Source organism: Streptomyces sp. NBC_00306, from assembly GCF_036169555.1.
Classification (GTDB): Bacteria; Actinomycetota; Actinomycetes; order Streptomycetales; family Streptomycetaceae; genus Streptomyces; species Streptomyces achmelvichensis.
Genome location: NZ_CP108032.1, coordinates 3,371,224 through 3,388,162, shown reverse-complemented (window position 1 = coordinate 3,388,162; position 16,939 = coordinate 3,371,224). Strand labels below are relative to the sequence as shown.

Annotated in this window: 15 protein-coding genes; 9 read left to right on the top strand and 6 right to left on the bottom strand. The window is 70.3% G+C overall.

Features of this window, described 5'->3' with window-relative positions; all coding sequences use genetic code 11:
- Nucleotides 1-8: 8 nt before the first annotated feature.
- A complete protein-coding gene (locus tag OHA05_RS14865; RefSeq protein WP_328860832.1) occupies nucleotides 9-1,814 on the top strand; it encodes an outer membrane protein assembly factor BamB family protein in 1,806 nt (601 codons plus the stop codon).
- A gap of 226 nt (nucleotides 1,815-2,040) precedes the next feature.
- Nucleotides 2,041-2,781, top strand: coding sequence for a helix-turn-helix transcriptional regulator (locus OHA05_RS14860; RefSeq protein ID WP_328860831.1), 741 nt, complete (start codon nucleotides 2,041-2,043; stop codon nucleotides 2,779-2,781).
- Nucleotides 2,782-2,810: 29 nt separating this feature from the next.
- On the opposite strand, the gene OHA05_RS14855 is transcribed toward OHA05_RS14860, so the two are convergent.
- The gene (locus tag OHA05_RS14855) at nucleotides 2,811-3,089 is read right to left on the bottom strand and encodes a hypothetical protein (protein ID WP_328860830.1); all 279 of its coding nucleotides are present in this window, start codon (nucleotides 3,087-3,089) and stop codon (nucleotides 2,811-2,813) included.
- Nucleotides 3,090-3,110: 21 nt separating this feature from the next.
- Nucleotides 3,111-4,781 (bottom strand): sodium:solute symporter family protein, encoded by a 1,671-nt coding sequence (locus tag OHA05_RS14850; RefSeq protein WP_328860829.1) that lies wholly within the window; start codon nucleotides 4,779-4,781, stop codon nucleotides 3,111-3,113.
- A 211-nt stretch (nucleotides 4,782-4,992) separates the two neighbouring features.
- Here OHA05_RS14850 and galT point away from each other — a divergent pair, with 211 nt between their 5' ends.
- The 4 genes from galT to OHA05_RS14830 all read left to right on the top strand — a co-directional run bounded on the left by galT (nucleotide 4,993) and on the right by OHA05_RS14830 (nucleotide 9,762).
- The gene (gene galT / locus OHA05_RS14845; RefSeq protein WP_313945845.1) at nucleotides 4,993-6,036 is read left to right on the top strand and encodes a galactose-1-phosphate uridylyltransferase; all 1,044 of its coding nucleotides are present in this window, start codon (nucleotides 4,993-4,995) and stop codon (nucleotides 6,034-6,036) included.
- Complete coding sequence (gene galE, locus OHA05_RS14840; protein WP_313945846.1) at nucleotides 6,033-6,998, top strand: UDP-glucose 4-epimerase GalE; 966 nt, start codon at nucleotides 6,033-6,035, stop codon at nucleotides 6,996-6,998. The genes galT and galE overlap by 4 nt, the downstream gene beginning before the upstream one ends.
- Nucleotides 6,995-8,101 carry a galactokinase gene (galK, locus tag OHA05_RS14835; RefSeq protein ID WP_328860828.1) on the top strand — a complete coding sequence of 369 codons (1,107 nt, stop codon included), beginning with the start codon at nucleotides 6,995-6,997 and terminating at the stop codon, nucleotides 8,099-8,101. Before galE ends, galK begins: the two co-directional genes overlap by 4 nt.
- Before the next feature lie 872 nt (nucleotides 8,102-8,973).
- Nucleotides 8,974-9,762, top strand: a complete 789-nt coding sequence (locus OHA05_RS14830) for a response regulator transcription factor (RefSeq protein WP_313948973.1) — start codon at nucleotides 8,974-8,976, stop codon at nucleotides 9,760-9,762.
- Here OHA05_RS14830 and tamR read toward each other — a convergent pair.
- Entirely contained in the window at nucleotides 9,721-10,218 is a 498-nt protein-coding gene (gene tamR, locus OHA05_RS14825) for a MarR family transcriptional regulator TamR (RefSeq protein ID WP_313945848.1), read from the bottom strand. The two genes, OHA05_RS14830 and tamR, sit on opposite strands and share 42 nt — an antisense overlap.
- A 131-nt stretch (nucleotides 10,219-10,349) precedes the next feature.
- On the opposite strand from tamR, the gene OHA05_RS14820 reads away from it, so the two are divergent.
- Both OHA05_RS14820 and OHA05_RS14815 read left to right on the top strand, forming a co-directional pair.
- On the top strand, nucleotides 10,350-11,174 hold the full coding sequence (locus OHA05_RS14820) for a trans-aconitate 2-methyltransferase (protein WP_328860827.1): 825 nt from the start codon (nucleotides 10,350-10,352) through the stop codon (nucleotides 11,172-11,174).
- Nucleotides 11,174-11,539, top strand: coding sequence for a VOC family protein (locus OHA05_RS14815; protein ID WP_328860826.1), 366 nt, complete (start codon nucleotides 11,174-11,176; stop codon nucleotides 11,537-11,539). The genes OHA05_RS14820 and OHA05_RS14815 overlap by 1 nt, the downstream gene beginning before the upstream one ends.
- 129 nt (nucleotides 11,540-11,668) lie before the next feature.
- On the opposite strand, the gene OHA05_RS14810 is transcribed toward OHA05_RS14815, so the two are convergent.
- Complete coding sequence (locus tag OHA05_RS14810) at nucleotides 11,669-12,352, bottom strand: TetR/AcrR family transcriptional regulator (protein WP_313945851.1); 684 nt, start codon at nucleotides 12,350-12,352, stop codon at nucleotides 11,669-11,671.
- Nucleotides 12,349-13,329 carry an acyl-CoA desaturase gene (locus OHA05_RS14805; protein ID WP_313945852.1) on the bottom strand — a complete coding sequence of 327 codons (981 nt, stop codon included), beginning with the start codon at nucleotides 13,327-13,329 and terminating at the stop codon, nucleotides 12,349-12,351. The genes OHA05_RS14810 and OHA05_RS14805 overlap by 4 nt, the downstream gene beginning before the upstream one ends.
- 217 nt (nucleotides 13,330-13,546) lie before the next feature.
- On the opposite strand from OHA05_RS14805, the gene ppc reads away from it, so the two are divergent.
- Complete coding sequence (gene ppc, locus OHA05_RS14800; protein ID WP_313945853.1) at nucleotides 13,547-16,276, top strand: phosphoenolpyruvate carboxylase; 2,730 nt, start codon at nucleotides 13,547-13,549, stop codon at nucleotides 16,274-16,276.
- A gap of 108 nt (nucleotides 16,277-16,384) precedes the next feature.
- On the opposite strand, the gene OHA05_RS14795 is transcribed toward ppc, so the two are convergent.
- Nucleotides 16,385-16,846, bottom strand: a complete 462-nt coding sequence (locus tag OHA05_RS14795; protein WP_313945854.1) for a hypothetical protein — start codon at nucleotides 16,844-16,846, stop codon at nucleotides 16,385-16,387.
- Nucleotides 16,847-16,939: the final 93 nt, after the last annotated feature.

The following is a 16,939-nucleotide window of genomic DNA, read 5'->3' as shown; positions in this document are numbered from 1 at the left end:
CGCACGCCATGACGCAGCCGCCACCGCCGCCGCCGCCGAACCAGCCCCCGCAGGGGGGAGGGTTCGGCGCGCCCCAGGAGCCTCCGGCCGGAGGCTTCGGAGCTCCGACCCCGCCGCCGCAGGACCCCTCGTACGGCTATCCGCAGACCCCGCCGGCCGGCGGCCCGCCGCAGGCGCCGCCGCCGGGACAGCCCGGCTACGGCTACCCGCAGGCCCCGGGCCAGGCACCGGGCTACGGCTATCCGCAGACCCCGCCGGGACAGCAGCCGCCCACCCAGCCCGGCTACGGGTACCCGACGCAGCCCGTGCAGCCGCAGTACATGCCGCCGCACCCGGGCGGCGGTGGCGGCAAGAAGCTGAACACGCAGATGCAGATCATCATCGCGGCGGCCGTCGCGGTGCTGCTGATCGTCGGCGGCGGCGTCTGGTTCGCCTCCACCAAGGACGACGGCGAGAGCAAGAAGGACGAGGCGAAGAACAGCTCCGGCGGCTCGTCGGAGGGCACCACCGGGGCCACCGGCGGCAAGGCGGCCGACGGACCCGGCAAGGAGAAGGCGCCTGCGAACGTCAACTCCAAGGTCGCCTTCCAGCTTCCGGAGCCGGCCCGCACCGACCTCACCAACGTCAAGGGCGCCTGGGTCACCGACAAGGTCTTCGTCAAGCCCGGCGTGAACTCGATCGTCGGCTACGACGTGGCCAAGGGCACCCCGCTGTGGACCCTGCCGCTGCCCGGCCAGGTCTGTGCCACCTCCCGCCACCAGTCCACGGACAACAAGGTCGGCGTCGTCTTCGAGGCTGCCAAGCGCAAGCCGCCGCGGAACTACGAGCCGTGCACCGAGGTCGGCGTCGTCGACCTCAACACCGGCACGCTGAAGTGGCACAAGTCCGTCACCGGCACCCAGAGCGGTGACGGCAAGGCCAAGTTCACCGAGGTCACCCAGAGCGGGACCACGGTCGCCGTGGGCGGCACCGACGGCGGCGCCGCCTTCGACATCAACACCGGCGCCATCCGCTGGAAGCCCGATATCGGCGCCGACGGCTGCTACGACATGGGCTACGGCGGCGGTGCGGCGATCGTCGCGGTCCGCAAGTGCGGCTCGTACGACAACCGGCAGGTCGTCATCCAGGGCGTGAACCCGGACAACGGCACCCCGCTGTACTCGTTCAAGATGCCCGCCGGCGTGGAGTGGGCGAGCATCGTCAACTCCAAGCCGCTGGTGGTCGCCGCCGACGTCGGCGACACCGGTTCGTTCGGCATCTCGGACTTCTTCTCGGTCGACGACAAGGGCGTCCTCAAGACCAAGATCTCCGCGACCGGCGACAAGTTCCAGGCGCGCTGCCGCTCCACGGAGGTCGAGTCCTGCACGAAGGTCACGGTGGGCAACGGGCGGATCTATCTGCCGACCGCCGACCACGAGGGCACGGGGGAGTACGGCGACACCAACGAGATCGTCTCCTTCGACCTCGGCACCGGAAAGCCGACCAGCGACCGTGCGGACGCGGGCGACCGGTACACGATGTTCCCGCTGCGCATGGACGGTGGAAACCTGATCGCGTACAAGTGGCCTCCGTACGACAAGGGCGGCCAGGTCGTCAGCATCGACGGCGCCACCTTCAAGCAGACGGTGCTGATGGAGAACCCCTCCGACAAGTCGGTGCGCGAGGCGGAGACCAGCTTCGTCGCCGACAGCGCCGACTACCGGTACGCGAACGGGCGGTTCTACATCGGTGCCACCCTGATGAGCAAGCCGACCTCGACCTCGTCGTCGTTCGGCAAGAAGTATCTGGCGGTCGCCTTCACCACGGCGGACTGATCGCACCACCCCGTCGCCGGCCGTCCGGCGACCGCACATGATCAAGGGCCCGGCACATCGGAGAACCGATGTGCCGGGCCCTGGTCACAAGTAGCCCCGTTTGGCGAAGAATTCGGCACCTTGGGGGGCTTCTGCCGAGTTAGGGGCGCGCAAAGTCGAACAAGCGTGTAGCTTGCCGGGTCAGAAGGCCGGGGGGTCATCCGCGGCGGGGGATGGGGGTTGCTCGATGGGCGTGCGGCTCATGGTGCTGGACGATCACCGACTGCTCGCGGAGGCACTCGCCTCGGCCCTGAAGCTGCGGGGACACCGGGTGCTCGCCGCCGCGGCTCCCGCGGCAGGCGCCGCCGATCTCGTCGTCAGCAGGGCGCCCGAGGTATGTCTGCTGGGCACCGCGACACCCGCCGAGCCCGGCGCGTTCGACCCGATCGTGAAGATCAAACGTGAGCGGCCCCAGGTGGCGGTGGTGGTGCTGGGCCCGGTGCCGAGCCCCCGCGGAATCGCCGCGGCCTTCGCGGCCGGCGCCTCCGGTTATGTGCGCCACGACGAGCGCATCGAGGGCGTGGAGCGCGCCATGGTCAAGGCGCGTGCGGGTGAGGCGGTGGTGGCCCCGCAGCTGCTCCAGGGCGCGTTCGCCGAACTGCTCAACCCCGCGGTCCAGCCGGACGACGAGGGGCAGCGGCTGCTGCAACTGCTCACCCCGCGCGAGGTGGAGGTACTGGTCAGGGTGGCGGAGGGCGAGGACACCCGGCTGATCGCGGCCGGTATGGGCATCGCGCCGAGCACGGCCCGTACCCATGTGCAGCGGGTGCTGATGAAGCTGGGGGTGGGCTCCCGGCTGGAGGCGGCCGCGCTCGCGGCCCGTACCGGACTGCTGGACCGGGCGGCGATCGCCTCACCACCCGGCCCGTTGCCCGGTTACCCGGGGGCGGCCGGTCTCTCCGACCCGCCGCCTCCACCGGAGCAGTAGCTCAGGCGCCCTCGGCGCGGCGCCCGGCGTCAGGCGTCCTCGGCCGGGGGCGGCGGCGCGATGGGCCGCAGCTTCAGCCAGAGAAGGAAGAACAGCCCCAGGGCGAGCATGCCGAGGCCGGTCCAGAGATTGATGTTGACGCCCTCGGCCTTCTTGAGATCCGCGTCGGACGCGAGGATCCCGGCGATCGTGACGATGATCCCGTAGAGGGTGAACAGGCCGCCGATGATGAGCCGGATGTCGAAGAGACGGGCCGCGGTGGCGGACTTGCGCTCCAGCTCGGAGACTTCACGCTGCAGTTCGGACATGTGGAGGTGCCTCCGATCGGGTCAGAAGGAGAAGGGGATGTAGCAGGCGGCGGCGAGCACGATCGCGCCCCAGCCCAGCAGGGCGGGCCTGCGGTACCAGGCGCTGTCGCCCTCCTCCGGCGCCTCCTCCATGCCCGGTGAGGTGGTTCCGTAGACCAGACCGGCCAGTTCGGCCTCGGGCTTCGGCGCGGTGAACAGGGTGACGACCACCATCACGAGCGCGCCGGCGACGAAGGCGACGATCGCGGAGACGAAGTTGGCGCCCTGGTCGGTCGGGATGTCGATGACGCCCTGCTTGTAGATCCAGAAGTAGTTGACCATCGCGGCCGACGTGCCCGCGAAGAGGCCCCAGGCGCCGGACTTCATCGAGGCCCGCTTCCAGAACATGCCGATGATGAAGACCACGAACATCGGGACGTTGAAGAACGAGAACAGCGTCTGGAGGTAGCCCATGATGTTGCTGAAGCTGGAGGCGAGGAAGGCGGTGCCGATGGAGCACAGCACGCCGATCGCGGTGATCAGCCGGCCGAAGCGCAGGTAGTAGCGGTCCTCGCGGCCCTGCTTCACGTACTTCGCCCAGATGTCGTACGTGAACACGGTGTTGAAGGACGAGACGTTCGCCGCCATGCCGGCCATGAAGGCGGCGAGCAGTCCGGTCACCGCGATGCCGAGGACGCCGTTGGGCAGCAGTTCCTGCATCAGCAGCGGGATGGCGTCGTTGTAGGTGAGGTGGGAGCCCGCCGTGCCGATCTTCGGTACGAGGACGGCGGCGACCAGGCCCGGGATCATCACCAGGAAGACGATGAAGATCTTCGGGAAGGCGGCGATCAGCGGGGTGCGCTTGGCGGCGGACAGGTTCTTCGCGGACAGGGCCCGCTGGACCTCGGCGAAGTTGGTGGTCCAGTAGCCGAAGGAGAGCACGAAGCCGAGGCCGAGGACGATGGTGAGCCAGTTGGCGCCGAGCGGATTGGCGTCGCTGATGCCGGTGCCGCCCCAGGCGGTGAGGAAGTCGTCGCCGTGGCTCGCGGTGAGCGAGTCGCTCAGACCGTCCCAGCCGCCGACGCGCTTGAGACCGAGGAAGGTCAGGGGTATGAGCGCGGCGAGGATGACGAAGAACTGGAGGACCTCGTTGTAGATCGCCGAGGAGAGCCCGCCGACGGTGATGTACGCGAGGACGAAGAAGCCGGCGACGACGATGGAGACCCACTGCGGCCAGCCCAGCAGCGCCTCCACCACGATCGACAGGGCGTAGAGGTTGACGCCGGCGATGAGGATCGCGGCGAAGGCGAAGAGGACCGAGCTCAGCAGGTGTGCGGATTTGTCGAACCGCTGGAGCAGGAACTCGGGGACGGACCGGACCTTGGAGCCGTAGTAGAACGGCATCATCACCAGGCCCAGGAAGACCATCGCCGGGATGGCGCCGATCCAGTACCAGTGCACGACGGCGACGCCGTACTGCGCGCCGGTGGCGGCCATGCCGAGGATCTCGGTGGCGCCCAGGTTGGCGGCGACGAAGGCCAGGCCGGTGACCCAGGCGGGCAGCGAGCGCCCGGAGAGGAAGAAGTCGAGACTGGTCTTGACGCTCGCCCGCGCGGCGAAGCCGATGCCCAGGACGACGGCGAAGTAGATCGCCAGGATTGCGTAGTCGAGTCCGTTGGTGGGGAGCCGAAGCCCTTCGGCCAGGTATTGCATGAAGTACTCGCTTCGTCGCGCGAACTGATCCCTGCGGAACCTACGCGTCCGTGTTCAATAACTGAACAGTTTTGTTGGTGTTCTTTGTTTGATCGTGATCGAGCTGGTGGAAATGTCCGAGGTAGGTGCATGCTGCACGCCCATTGACGACGCCTGTTGGCTTGTGATTTGTTATGTGCGGTTCTGTTTGGGAGGGTGAGGGAGTGCCACAGTGAAGAAGACGTCGACCCGGCTCGCCGACGGTCGTGAACTGCTCTACTTCGACTCCCGGGACGACACCGTCCGCGACGCCGTGGACCGGCGCCCGCTCGACCCTGTCGCCACCAGCTCCGAGATCCGCCGGGACCCCCTGCTCGGAGACTCGGTCGCCATCGCCTCGCACCGCCAGGGCCGCACCTACCACCCGCCCGCCGACGAGTGCCCGCTGTGCCCCTCACGCGACGGCCGCCTCAGCGAGATCCCGGCGTCCGACTACGACGTCGTCGTCTTCGAGAACCGCTTCCCCTCGCTCGCCGGCGGCTCCGGCCGCTGCGAGGTCGTCTGCTTCACCTCCGACCACGACGCGTCCTTCGCCGACCTCGACGAGGACCAGGCCGCGCTCGTCCTGGAGGCCTGGACCGACCGCACCGCCGAACTCGCCGAACTCCCGCAGGTGGAACAGGTCTTCTGCTTCGAGAACCGGGGCGCCGAGATCGGCGTCACCCTCGGCCACCCGCACGGCCAGATCTACGGATACCCCTTCGTCACCCCGCGCACGGAGCTCATGCTGCGCTCGGCCGCCGAGCACCGGGAGACGACGGGCCGCAACCTCTTCGACGACGTCGTGGAGCGTGAACTGGCCGACGGCTCACGGGTGGTCCTCACCGGTGAGCACTGGGTCGCCCTCGTGCCGTACGCCGCGCACTGGCCGTACGAGGTGCACCTCTACCCGCGGCGGCGCGTGCCCGACCTGCGGGCCCTGGACGACGCGGCGCGCACAGAGTTCCCACAGCTGTATCTGGAACTGTTGAGGCGCTTCGACCGGATCTTCGGGGAGGGCGAGCCGCCGACGCCGTACATCTCGGCCTGGCACCAGGCGCCGTTCAGCGAGCCCGGACGGGAGGACTTCGGGCTCCATCTCGAGCTTTTCACCATCCGACGCACTTCCGGCAAGCTGAAGTTCCTCGCCGGTTCCGAGTCCGGTATGAGCGTGTTCATCAACGATGTGCCGCCGGAAACCGCGGCCGAGCGACTGCGAGAGGTAGCGAGCGAGTGAGCAAGTACCTGGTGACGGGCGGGGCCGGATACGTCGGCAGCGTGGTGGCGCAGCACCTGCTGGAAGCGGGGCACGAGGTCACCGTCCTCGACAACCTGTCGACCGGCTTCCGGGAGGGCGTCCCGGCGGGCGCCGCCTTCGTCGAGGGCGACATCCGCGACGCCGCCAAGTGGCTGGACGACTCCTTCGACGCCGTGCTGCACTTCGCCGCGTTCTCGCAGGTCGGCGAGTCGGTGCTGAAGCCCGAGAAGTACTGGGACAACAACGTCGGCGGCACGATGGCCCTGCTCGCGGCGATGCGGTCGGCCGGGGTGCGCACGCTCGTCTTCTCCTCCACCGCGGCCACCTACGGCGAGCCGGTCTCCACGCCGATCACCGAGACCGACCCGACCGCGCCGACCAGCCCGTACGGCGCCTCCAAGCTCGCCGTCGACCACATGATCACCGGCGAGGCGGCGGCCCACGGACTCGCCGCGGTCTCACTGCGCTACTTCAACGTGGCCGGGGCGTACGGCTCCTGCGGCGAGCGCCACGAGCCCGAGTCGCACCTCATCCCGCTGGTCCTCCAGGTGGCGCTCGGCAAGCGGGAGTCGATCTCCGTGTTCGGCGACGACTACCCGACCCCCGACGGCACCTGCGTCCGGGACTACATCCATGTCGCGGACCTCGCCGAGGCCCATCTGCTGGCCCTGGACGCCGCGGCACCCGGCGAACACCTGATCTGCAACCTCGGCAACGGCAACGGGTTCTCGGTGCGCGAGGTCGTCGACACCGTGCGCCGCGTCACCGGGCATCCGGTGCCGGAGGTCGTGGCCCCGCGGCGTGGCGGCGACCCGGCGGTGCTGGTCGCATCGGCGCGGACCGCGCGCGAGCGCCTGGGCTGGCAGCCGTCCCGCGCGGACCTCGCGGGCATCGTGTCGGACGCGTGGGCCTTTGCCCGGGAGAGGGAGAACGCTTCATGAGCGACGGTGTGTGGGCGGCGCCCGGGCGGGTCAACCTGATCGGTGAACACACCGACTACAACGACGGTTTCGTGATGCCCTTCGCGCTGCCGCACACCACGGTCGCGACGGTGTCACGGCGCGACGACGGCGTCCTGCGGCTGCACTCGGCGGGCGCCCCGGGCGCCGCCACCGAACTGCGCGTCACCGAACTCGCGCCCGGGCACGGGCCGCGGGGCTGGACCGACTACCCCGCCGGCGTCGTGTGGGCCCTGCGCGAGGCGGGCCACGCGGTGGGCGGCGCGGACATCCACTACGAGTCGACCGTGCCGACGGGCGCGGGCCTGTCGTCCTCCGCCGCACTGGAGGTCGTCACCGCGCTGGCCCTGAACGACCTGTACGAACTGGGCCTGGAGCGCGGCCGGATGGCGCGCCTGTGCCAGCGCGCCGAGAACATCTACGTCGGGGCGCCGACCGGGATCATGGACCAGACGGCGTCGGCGTGCTGCACCGAGGGGCACGCGCTGCACCTGGACACCCGCGACCTGTCCCAGCGCCAGATACCGCTCGACCTGGCCGGACAGGGCCTCGAACTCCTCGTGGTCGACACGCGCGTCAAGCACGCGCACAGCGACGGCGAGTACGGCAAGCGCCGGGCGGGCTGCGAGTCGGCGGCGGCGACCCTGGGCGTACCCGCGCTCCGCGACATCGCCCACGACGCGCTCCCCGAGGCCCTCGACCGGCTGCCCGACCCCGAGATCCGGGCGCTGGCCAGGCACATCGTCACGGAGAACCACCGGGTGGAACGGGTGATCGCCCACCTGGAGGCGGGCGACATCCGCGCCACGGGCCCCGTCCTCACCGAGGGGCATGCCTCACTGCGCGACGACTTCCGCATCTCGTGCCCCGAGTTGGACCTGGTGGTCGACACGGCCCTGGCGGCGGGCGCGCTCGGCGCGAGGATGACGGGCGGCGGCTTCGGCGGCTCGGCGATCGTCCTCACCGAGGTCGCGCTGACGCCCGCGCTGACGAAGTCGGTCCAGGAGGCGTTCACTTCGGCGTCGTGGAAGCAGCCGCGGATCTTCTCGACGACACCGTCGGGAGGCGCGCGGCGGCTGTCCTGACACCGGTCCGGGGACATGGGGGCGGACGGGTCGTGGAGGCGCCGGCGGGCGGGGCCTCGCGGGTGTTCGGCGGACGGAGGCGTGGAGGCGTCGGCGGACGGGGCCTCGCGAGTGTTCGGCGGACAGGTCGTGGACGCCCCGGCGGACGGGCGTCGTGAGTGAAGGCGGACGGGTCGTGGAGGCGCCGGCGGGCGGGGCCGCGCCAGTGTCGGCGGACGGGTCGGGCAGGCGTCGGTGGACGGGCGTCGTGAGTGTAGGCGGACGGGTCGTGGAGGCGTTGGCGGACGGGGCCGCGCCAGTGTCGGCGGACGGGGCCTCGCGAGTGTTCGGCGGATGAGTGGGGCAGGCACCGGCGGACGGGTCCGGCAGGCAGGCGGGCGGGCCCCGCGGGTCCCGGCCGACCGGGCCGCGCATGTGCCACGCGACCATGCGTCCGCCCTTTGCGTCCGGAAGGCCGTCCGTCACCGCCCGCGCCCCGGCGCGCGTCCGCGCGCACGCTCCGCCCCCCGTTCCGGAGAGTGCCTCCTCGCGCCCCCACGTCCTGCGCCAGCAGGATCTCTGCCGTCCGGGGCCGTGAAGCGGGCAGTCCGCGCCGAACTGCGTCGACTTCTGTCTCACGACGAAACATCCGGCTCACCCTGCACAGGGTGAGCCATCAGTTCTGCAAATAACCTTCCCCTCCGGCCCCCCGCCCGTACGCTGATGCTCAGCACCGGTGGGGGCCGGTGTTGATCAGGGGGCGAGACAGTCGGGTACGACGCCCGGGGTGGGGTAACAGTCACAGCACGGCGGCGGCCGAGCAACCGCTGTACCACCCCTCCTTTCCGGGCGCCGTACCCGCGCCGGTCCGTCCTCCGAACCTGGGGGTGTCTGTGGTTCGTATCCGGGTCCTGGTGGTGGACGACCACCGCATCTTCGCCGAGTCGCTCGCTGCCGCCCTCGCGGCCGAGCCCGACGTCGACGTCTCCGCGGCCGGCAGCGGCCCCGCGGCGCTGCGATGTCTGGAGCGCGCCGCGTCCGAGGGCCGCCGGTTCGACGTCATGCTCGTCGACGCCGACCTCGGCACGGCCGCGGTCCCGAACCGCCCCGGCACCCACGCCGTCATCGCGCCGCGCGCCGTGTCGGACGACGGCGAGGACGGCCTCGTCGACGGCATCTCCCTGGTCGCGGGCGTCCGTTCGGGCCAGTCGTCCGTCCGCAGCGTCGTGCTCGCCGAGAAGGACGACCCGCGCCGCGCCGCACTCGCGCTGCAGGCAGGCGCCTCGGGCTGGGTGGCCAAGGACTGCTCGCTCCAGCGGCTGCTCGCGGTGATCCGGGGCGTCCTGCGGGACGAGACGCATCTGCCGCCCGCACTGCTCACCGGCGTGCTGCGCGAGCTGACCGCGGCCCGCAAGCACCGCACCGAGAGCGAGCGGCTCGTCGAGTCCCTCACCCCGCGCGAGCGGGAAGTGCTGCGGTGCATGGTCGCCGGCCTGGGGCGCAAAGCAGTCGCCGAGCGCCTCTTTCTGTCACCGCACACCGTCCGGACGCATATGCAGAACGTCCTCGGGAAGCTCGGGGTGCACTCGACGCTCGCCGCGGTAGCCCTCGCCCGCCGAGCCGGGGTCGGCCCGGCCGAACTAGCCGGGGATGTTGTCGAACGGGGCGGTCAACTGGCGTAGCAGAGCGGCCAGTTCCCCGCGCTGGGCGCGGGAGAGTTCGGCGAGGATCGCCCGCTCCTGGGCGAGCAGCCCGGCGAGCGCCTGGTCCGCCCGGTCCCGTCCTTCGGGGGTCAGCCGCACCAGTACCCCACGCCGGTCGCTGGGATCCGGAAGCCGCTCCACCAGGTCTTTCTTGGCCAGCCTGTCGATGCGATTGGTCATCGTGCCCGAGGTGACCAGTGTCTGGGTGAGCAGCTGACCGGGCGAGAGCTGGTACGGGGCGCCCGCGCGCCGCAGCGAGGTGAGGACGTCGAACTCCCACGGCTCCAGCTGGTGCTCGGAGAAGGCGAGCCGGCGGGCGCGGTCGAGGTGGCGGGCGAGTCTGGAGACGCGACTGAGAACCTCGAGCGGTTCCACGTCGAGGTCCGGGCGCTCACGGCGCCATGCTGCGACCAGTCGATCGACCTCGTCCTCCATGTCGATCAGTGTAGAGGGTCTGTCGATGTGAAGTCTCTTGACGTCAAGATATAATCTGCTGGACGATTGGGCATGGTCGGGCCGGACCTCAGTTCCGGTTCGGCACACCGTTCCAGCAAGGGGGCTCGATCATGCATTCCGCACCAACGTGGGATCCGCACCAGTACCTTCGCCACTCCGGGCACCGTACCCGCCCGTTCCTGGATCTCCTCGCCCGTATACCCGACCTGCCCCGCGGCGACGGCAGGCCCGCCCGCATCGCGGACGTCGGATGCGGCCCCGGCAATGTCACCACGCTGCTCGCCGACCGCTGGCCCGACGCCCACATCACGGGCTTCGACCTGTCGCCCGAGATGCTCGCCCTGGCGCAGAAGGACCACGCCGGCACCACCTCGGGCGGCGGCTGGCTGGACTTCCGGCCCGCGGACGCGGCGCACTGGATCCCCGAGGAGCCGTACGACCTGATCGTCTCCAATGCCGCACTGCAATGGGTGCCCAACCATCCCGAATCGTTTCCGCGCTGGATCGACGGCCTGAACCCCGGCGGCACCCTCGCCTTCCAGGTCCCCGGCAACTTCACCTCGCCCAGCCACGCCCTCCTCGGCGAACTCTGCGACACCCCGCAGTGGCGCAGCCGGCTCGGCGACCACGGACGGCGCTTCGTCCACATCCTGGAACCGGCCGACTATCTCTCGCGACTGGCAGACCTCGGCTGTGAGACGGATACCTGGGAGACGACCTACTTCCAACTCCTCGCCGGAGAGGACCCGGTCCTTGACTGGGTCAAGGGCACCGCCCTGCGGCCGGTCCTCACCGAGCTCGCCGATGACGCGAACGCCGCTCATGAATTCCTTGCCCAGTACCGCGACCTGCTCCGCAAGGCCTACCCGCCGGGCCCGCACGGCACGGTGTTCCCCTTCCGTCGCATCTTCGCCGTCGCCCGGAAGGCCCTGTGATGCTCACCGCCGTCGACCATGTCCAACTGGCCGCGCCACCCGGCTCCGAGGACGCGCTGCGCACCTATTACACGGATGTCCTCGGCATGACGGAGATTCCCAAGCCGCCGGTGCTCGCCGCCCGCGGCGGCTGCTGGTTCGCACGGGGCGCCGTCCAGCTGCACCTGGGCATCGAGGCGGACTTCCGCCCTGCCCGCAAAGCGCATCCCGGTCTGCGGGTGTCGGACATCGAGGCGTACGCCGCGCGCCTGGAGGAGCACGGCGCGGCGGTGGTCTGGGACGACGCGCTCCCCGGCCACCGGCGCTTCTACTCCGAGGACCCCGTCGGCAACCGGCTGGAATTCCTGCAACCGGTCACCCCGTAGAAACCGCGGCGCCCCGTCAGCCCTGTCCGGTGACGGGGCGACGGGGCGTAGGGATCAGCCCTTCGGCGTGATCGAAGGCGGTGGGTTCCGGGCGGGCGGTTTCGGGCCCGGCGGTTTCGGGCGGGCCGATCAGCTCTTCCGGTGCCCTATCAATCGCGGCTTCGGCTCCAGACCGTCAAGTCCATGCCAAGCAAGATTCACCAGATGCGCGGCGACCTCGGCCTTCTTGGGACGGCGCGCGTCCAGCCACCACTGACCCGTCAGCGCCACCATGCCCACCAGCGCCTGGGCGTAGAGCGGAGCCAGCTTCGGGTCGAACCCCCGGTTCTTGAACTCCATTCCCAGGATGTCCTCGACCTGGGTGGCGATGTCGCTGATGAGCGAGGCGAACGTGCCCGTCGACTGGGCCACGGGGGAGTCCCGCACCAGAATGCGGAACCCGTCCGTGTAGGTCTCGATGTAGTCGAGAAGGGCGAACGCCGCCTGTTCCAGCAGCTCACGGGGGTGACCGGCGGTCAGCGCGCCGGTCACCATGTCGAGCAGCTGACGCATCTCGCGGTCCACCACCACCGCGTACAGCCCCTCCTTGCCGCCGAAGTGCTCGTAGACCACCGGCTTGGAAACACCGGCCTTCGCCGCGATCTCCTCGACCGACGTGCCCTCGAAGCCCTTCTCGGCGAACAAGGTGCGACCGATGTCCAGCAGCTGTTCGCGACGCTGCGCCCCGGTCATCCGCACCCGGCGGGCCCGCCTGGATGACCGGTTCTTCTCCGTACCGCTGCTGCCGCCGTCGATCGCCACGTCGTCAATCATGCCGCGTCTACGGGCTCGCCCTTGCGCCGGGCGTCGATACGGGACGCACTGGGCCACCGGACGTCGTAGGCCCAGCCGAGCTTCTCGAACCAGCGGATCAGGCGCGCGCTGGAGTCGAGCTGGCCGCGCAGCACGCCGTGACGTGCACAGGTCGGGTCCGCGTGGTGCAGGTTGTGCCAGGACTCGCCGCACGACAGCACCGCGAGCCACCACACGTTGCCCGAGCGGTCACGCGACTTGAAGGGGCGCTTGCCGACCGCATGGCAGATCGAGTTGATCGACCAGGTCACGTGGTGCAGCAGCGCCACGCGGACCAGCGAGCCCCAGAAGAAGGCGGTGAACGCGCCCCACCACGACATCGTCACCAGACCGCCCACGATCGGCGGGATGGCGAGCGAGAGCATGGTCCAGAAGATGAAGTCGCGCGAGATCCGCACCAGGGCCTTGTCCTTGATCAGGTCCGGGGCGTACTTGGTCTGCGACGTGCGCTCCTCGTCGAACATCCACGCGATGTGGGCCCACCACAGGCCCTTCATCAGCGCCGGCAGCGTCTCGCCGAACCGCCACGGCGAGTGCGGGTCGCCCTCGGCGTCCGAGAACTTGTGGTGCTTGCGGTGGTCGGCCACCCAGCGCACCAGCGGCCCCTCCACCGCCAGCGATCCCATGATCGCCAGGGCGATCCGCAGCGGCCGCTTGGCCTTGAAGGCGCCGTGCGTGAAGTAGCGGTGGAAGCCGATCGTGATGCCGTGGCAGCCGATGTAGTACATCGCCACCAGCAGACCCAGATCCAGCCAGCTCACGCCCCAGCCCCAGGCCAGCGGCACCGCGGCCAGCAGGGCGATGAAGGGAACCGTGATGAAGAGCAGCAGGGTGATCTGTTCGATGGACCTCTTGCTGTCGCCACCGAGGGTCGCGGAGGGAGCGTCAGTGGCGGTCGGCTTCGGGGTGTCGTCGAGCAGATCGGGGCTTGTCGTCATTTTGGGGTCCCCTGGGGGGTGAGAGATGCACGGTGAGGGCCGGGCTACGGATGCGTAACCTACGGCATCGTAAGTATGGCAGTGAGGAGCCTCGCGGCAAGAGACCTGTGGACAACGCCAGGGAAATGGACACCTATCCTGGGTCTCGTCGGACAGCGCGGTCCGCAGCCTCCAGTACCCCTCCAGACGTGCTCAAACACTGCAAGGAGCCGCACCTGTGAGCAGTGCCGACCAGAACCCCACGGCCAACGCCGAACTGCGAGCCGACATCCGCCGACTGGGCGACCTCCTGGGCGAGACCATCGTCCGCCAGGAAGGCCCTGACCTGCTCGAACTCGTGGAGAAGGTCCGCGCGCTCACGCGCAGCGACGGCGAGGCCGCAGCAGAGCTGCTGGGCGACACCGACCTGGAGACCGCGGCCAAGCTCGTCCGCGCGTTCTCCACCTACTTCCACCTGGCCAACGTCACCGAGCAGGTGCACCGCGGCCACGAGATGCGCGAGCGGCGCGCCGCCGAGGGCGGCCTGCTGGCCCGCACCGCGGACCGGCTCAAGGACGCCGACCCCCAGCACCTGCGCGAGACGGTCAAGAACCTCAACGTCCGCCCCGTGTTCACCGCGCACCCCACCGAGGCCGCCCGGCGCTCCGTACTGAACAAGCTGCGGCGCATCGCCGAACTGCTCGAAAGCCCCGTCGTCGCCTCCGACCGTCGCCGGCACGACCTGCGGCTCGCCGAGAACATCGACCTCATCTGGCAGACCGACGAGCTGCGCGTCGTACGGCCCGAGCCCGCCGACGAGGCCCGCAACGCCATCTACTACCTCGACGAACTGCACGCCGGCGCCGTCGGCGACGTCCTGGAGGACCTCGCCGCCGAGCTCGAACGCGTCGGCGTCGAGCTGCCCGCCGGCACCCGCCCGCTGACCTTCGGCACCTGGATCGGCGGCGACCGCGACGGCAACCCCAACGTCACCCCGTCCGTGACCTGGGACGTCCTGATCCTCCAGCACGAACACGGCATCACCGATGCCATCGAGGTCATCGACCAGCTGCGCGGACTGCTCTCCAACTCCATCCGCTACGCCGGCGCCACCGAGGAACTCCTCACCTCCCTGCAGAACGACCTCGACCTCCTGCCGGAGATCAGCCCCCGCTACAAGCGCCTCAACGCCGAGGAGCCCTACCGGCTCAAGGCCACCTGCATCCGGCAGAAGCTCGTCAACACCCGCGAGCGCCTCGCCAAGGGCACCCGGCACCAGAGCGGCCGCGACTACCTCGGCACCACCGAGCTCATCGCCGACCTCACCCTGATCCAGACGTCCCTGCGCGAACACCGCGGCGGCCTCTTCGCCGACGGACGCCTCGACCGCACCATCCGCACCCTCGCGGCGTTCGGCCTCCAGCTCGCCACCATGGACGTACGCGAGCACGCCGACGCCCACCACCACGCCCTCGGCCAGCTCTTCGACCGGCTCGGCGAGGAGTCCTGGCGCTACGCCGACATGCCCCGCGACTACCGGCAGAAGCTGCTCGCCAAGGAGCTGCGCTCCCGCAGGCCGCTCGCGCCCACCCCCGCCCCGCTGGACGCGGCCGGGCAGAAGACCCTCGGCGTCTTCGCCACCGTCAAGGAAGCGTTCGAGCGCTTCGGCCCCGAAGTCATCGAGTCGTACATCATCTCGATGTGCCAGGGCGCCGACGACGTCTTCGCCGCGGCCGTCCTGGCCCGCGAGGCCGGCCTCCTCGACCTCCACGCCGGCTGGGCCAAGATCGGCATCGTGCCCCTGCTGGAGACCACCGACGAGCTCAAGGCCGCCGACGTCATCCTCGACGGCATGCTCGCCGACCCCTCCTACCGGCGCCTCGTCTCCCTGCGCGGCGACGTCCAGGAGGTCATGCTCGGCTACTCCGACTCCTCCAAGTTCGGCGGCATCACCACCTCCCAGTGGGAGATCCACCGCGCCCAGCGCCGGCTGCGCGACGTCGCCCACCGCTACGGGGTGCGGCTGCGGCTCTTCCACGGCCGCGGCGGCACCGTCGGCCGCGGCGGCGGCCCCTCGCACGACGCCATCCTGGCCCAGCCCTGGGGCACGCTCGAGGGCGAGATCAAGGTGACCGAACAGGGCGAGGTCATCTCCGACAAGTATCTGATCCCCTCCCTGGCCAGGGAGAACCTGGAACTCACCGTCGCCGCGACCCTCCAGGCATCCGCCCTGCACACCGCCCCGCGGCAGTCCGACGAGGCACTGTCGCGCTGGGACGCGGCGATGGACACCGTCTCGGACGCGGCGCACGACGCCTACCGGCGGCTCGTCGAGGACCCGGACCTGCCCGCGTACTTCTTCGCGGCCACCCCCGTCGACCAGCTCGCCGACCTCCACCTCGGCTCCCGGCCCTCCCGCCGGCCCGACAGCGGCGCCGGACTCGACGGACTGCGCGCCATCCCATGGGTCTTCGGCTGGACCCAGTCCCGGCAGATCGTGCCCGGCTGGTTCGGCGTCGGCTCCGGCCTGAAGGCCCTGCGCGAAGCGGGGCTCGACACGGTCCTCGACGAGATGCACGAACAGTGGCACTTCTTCCGCAACTTCATCGCGAACGTCGAGATGACCCTCGCGAAGACCGACCTGCGGATCGCCCGCCACTACGTCGACACCCTCGTGCCCGACGACCTCAAGCACGTCTTCGCCACCATCGAGGCCGAGCACGCGCTGACGGTCAGCGAGGTCCTCAAGGTCACCGGCGGCACCGAACTGCTCGGCTCCAACCCGGTGCTGCGGCAGACGTTCGGCATCCGTGACGCCTACCTCGACCCGATCTCCTACCTCCAGGTCTCGCTGCTGGCACGCCAGCGCAAGGCGGCCGAGAAGGGCGAGGAGCCCGACCCGCTGCTGGCGAGGGCCCTGCTGCTGACGGTGAACGGCGTGGCGGCAGGTCTGCGCAACACCGGCTGACGACAGGGGACCGGGCCCTGCGCGACGATGCGCAGGGCCCGGCGCCGGCCTCGACCACAGCGTGAAGCCCGACCACGGTGTGAAGCCCGACCACGGCGTGAAGCTCGTCTACAGCGTGAAGAAGGCCCCCACCAGCAGCGCGCCGCCCAGCGCCGCCGCCGACCAGGCCAGACGCGTCATCCGCAGTCCACCCCCGATGACCAGCGCCGCCAGCACCAGCGCCCCACCGAGCGGAACCCACGCGTGCAGCGCACCACCCGCGCCGGTACGGACCAGTTCGCTGGAACCCGGCTTCACCACCACGGGCAGCTCGGCGCCCTTCTTCACCGCGACCGACTTCTCGATCGTCATGCCGCCGCGGGCAGGCAGTGAACCCTCCGGCTTGTAGCGTCCGGTACAGGTCTCCTCGCCGCAGCGGTCGACCCTGAGCGTGCCGTGCTCGCGGCCCTTGGCCAGCAGGACATGCTGCGCCGTGCCCCACGACGACCAGAAACCGGCCACCAGCAGCAGTACGGCGACACATCCCATCGCGGCACGGCGGGCGTAGAGGAGCAGGTCAGTCCGCTTCATAGGGCGCGATCCTTGGCCATAGTGCTACTGATGGTCAACTTTCGCTGGTCAGTCAGTGTGCTGAGGGCCGCGCTACGCGTACCGGGGCAGGTC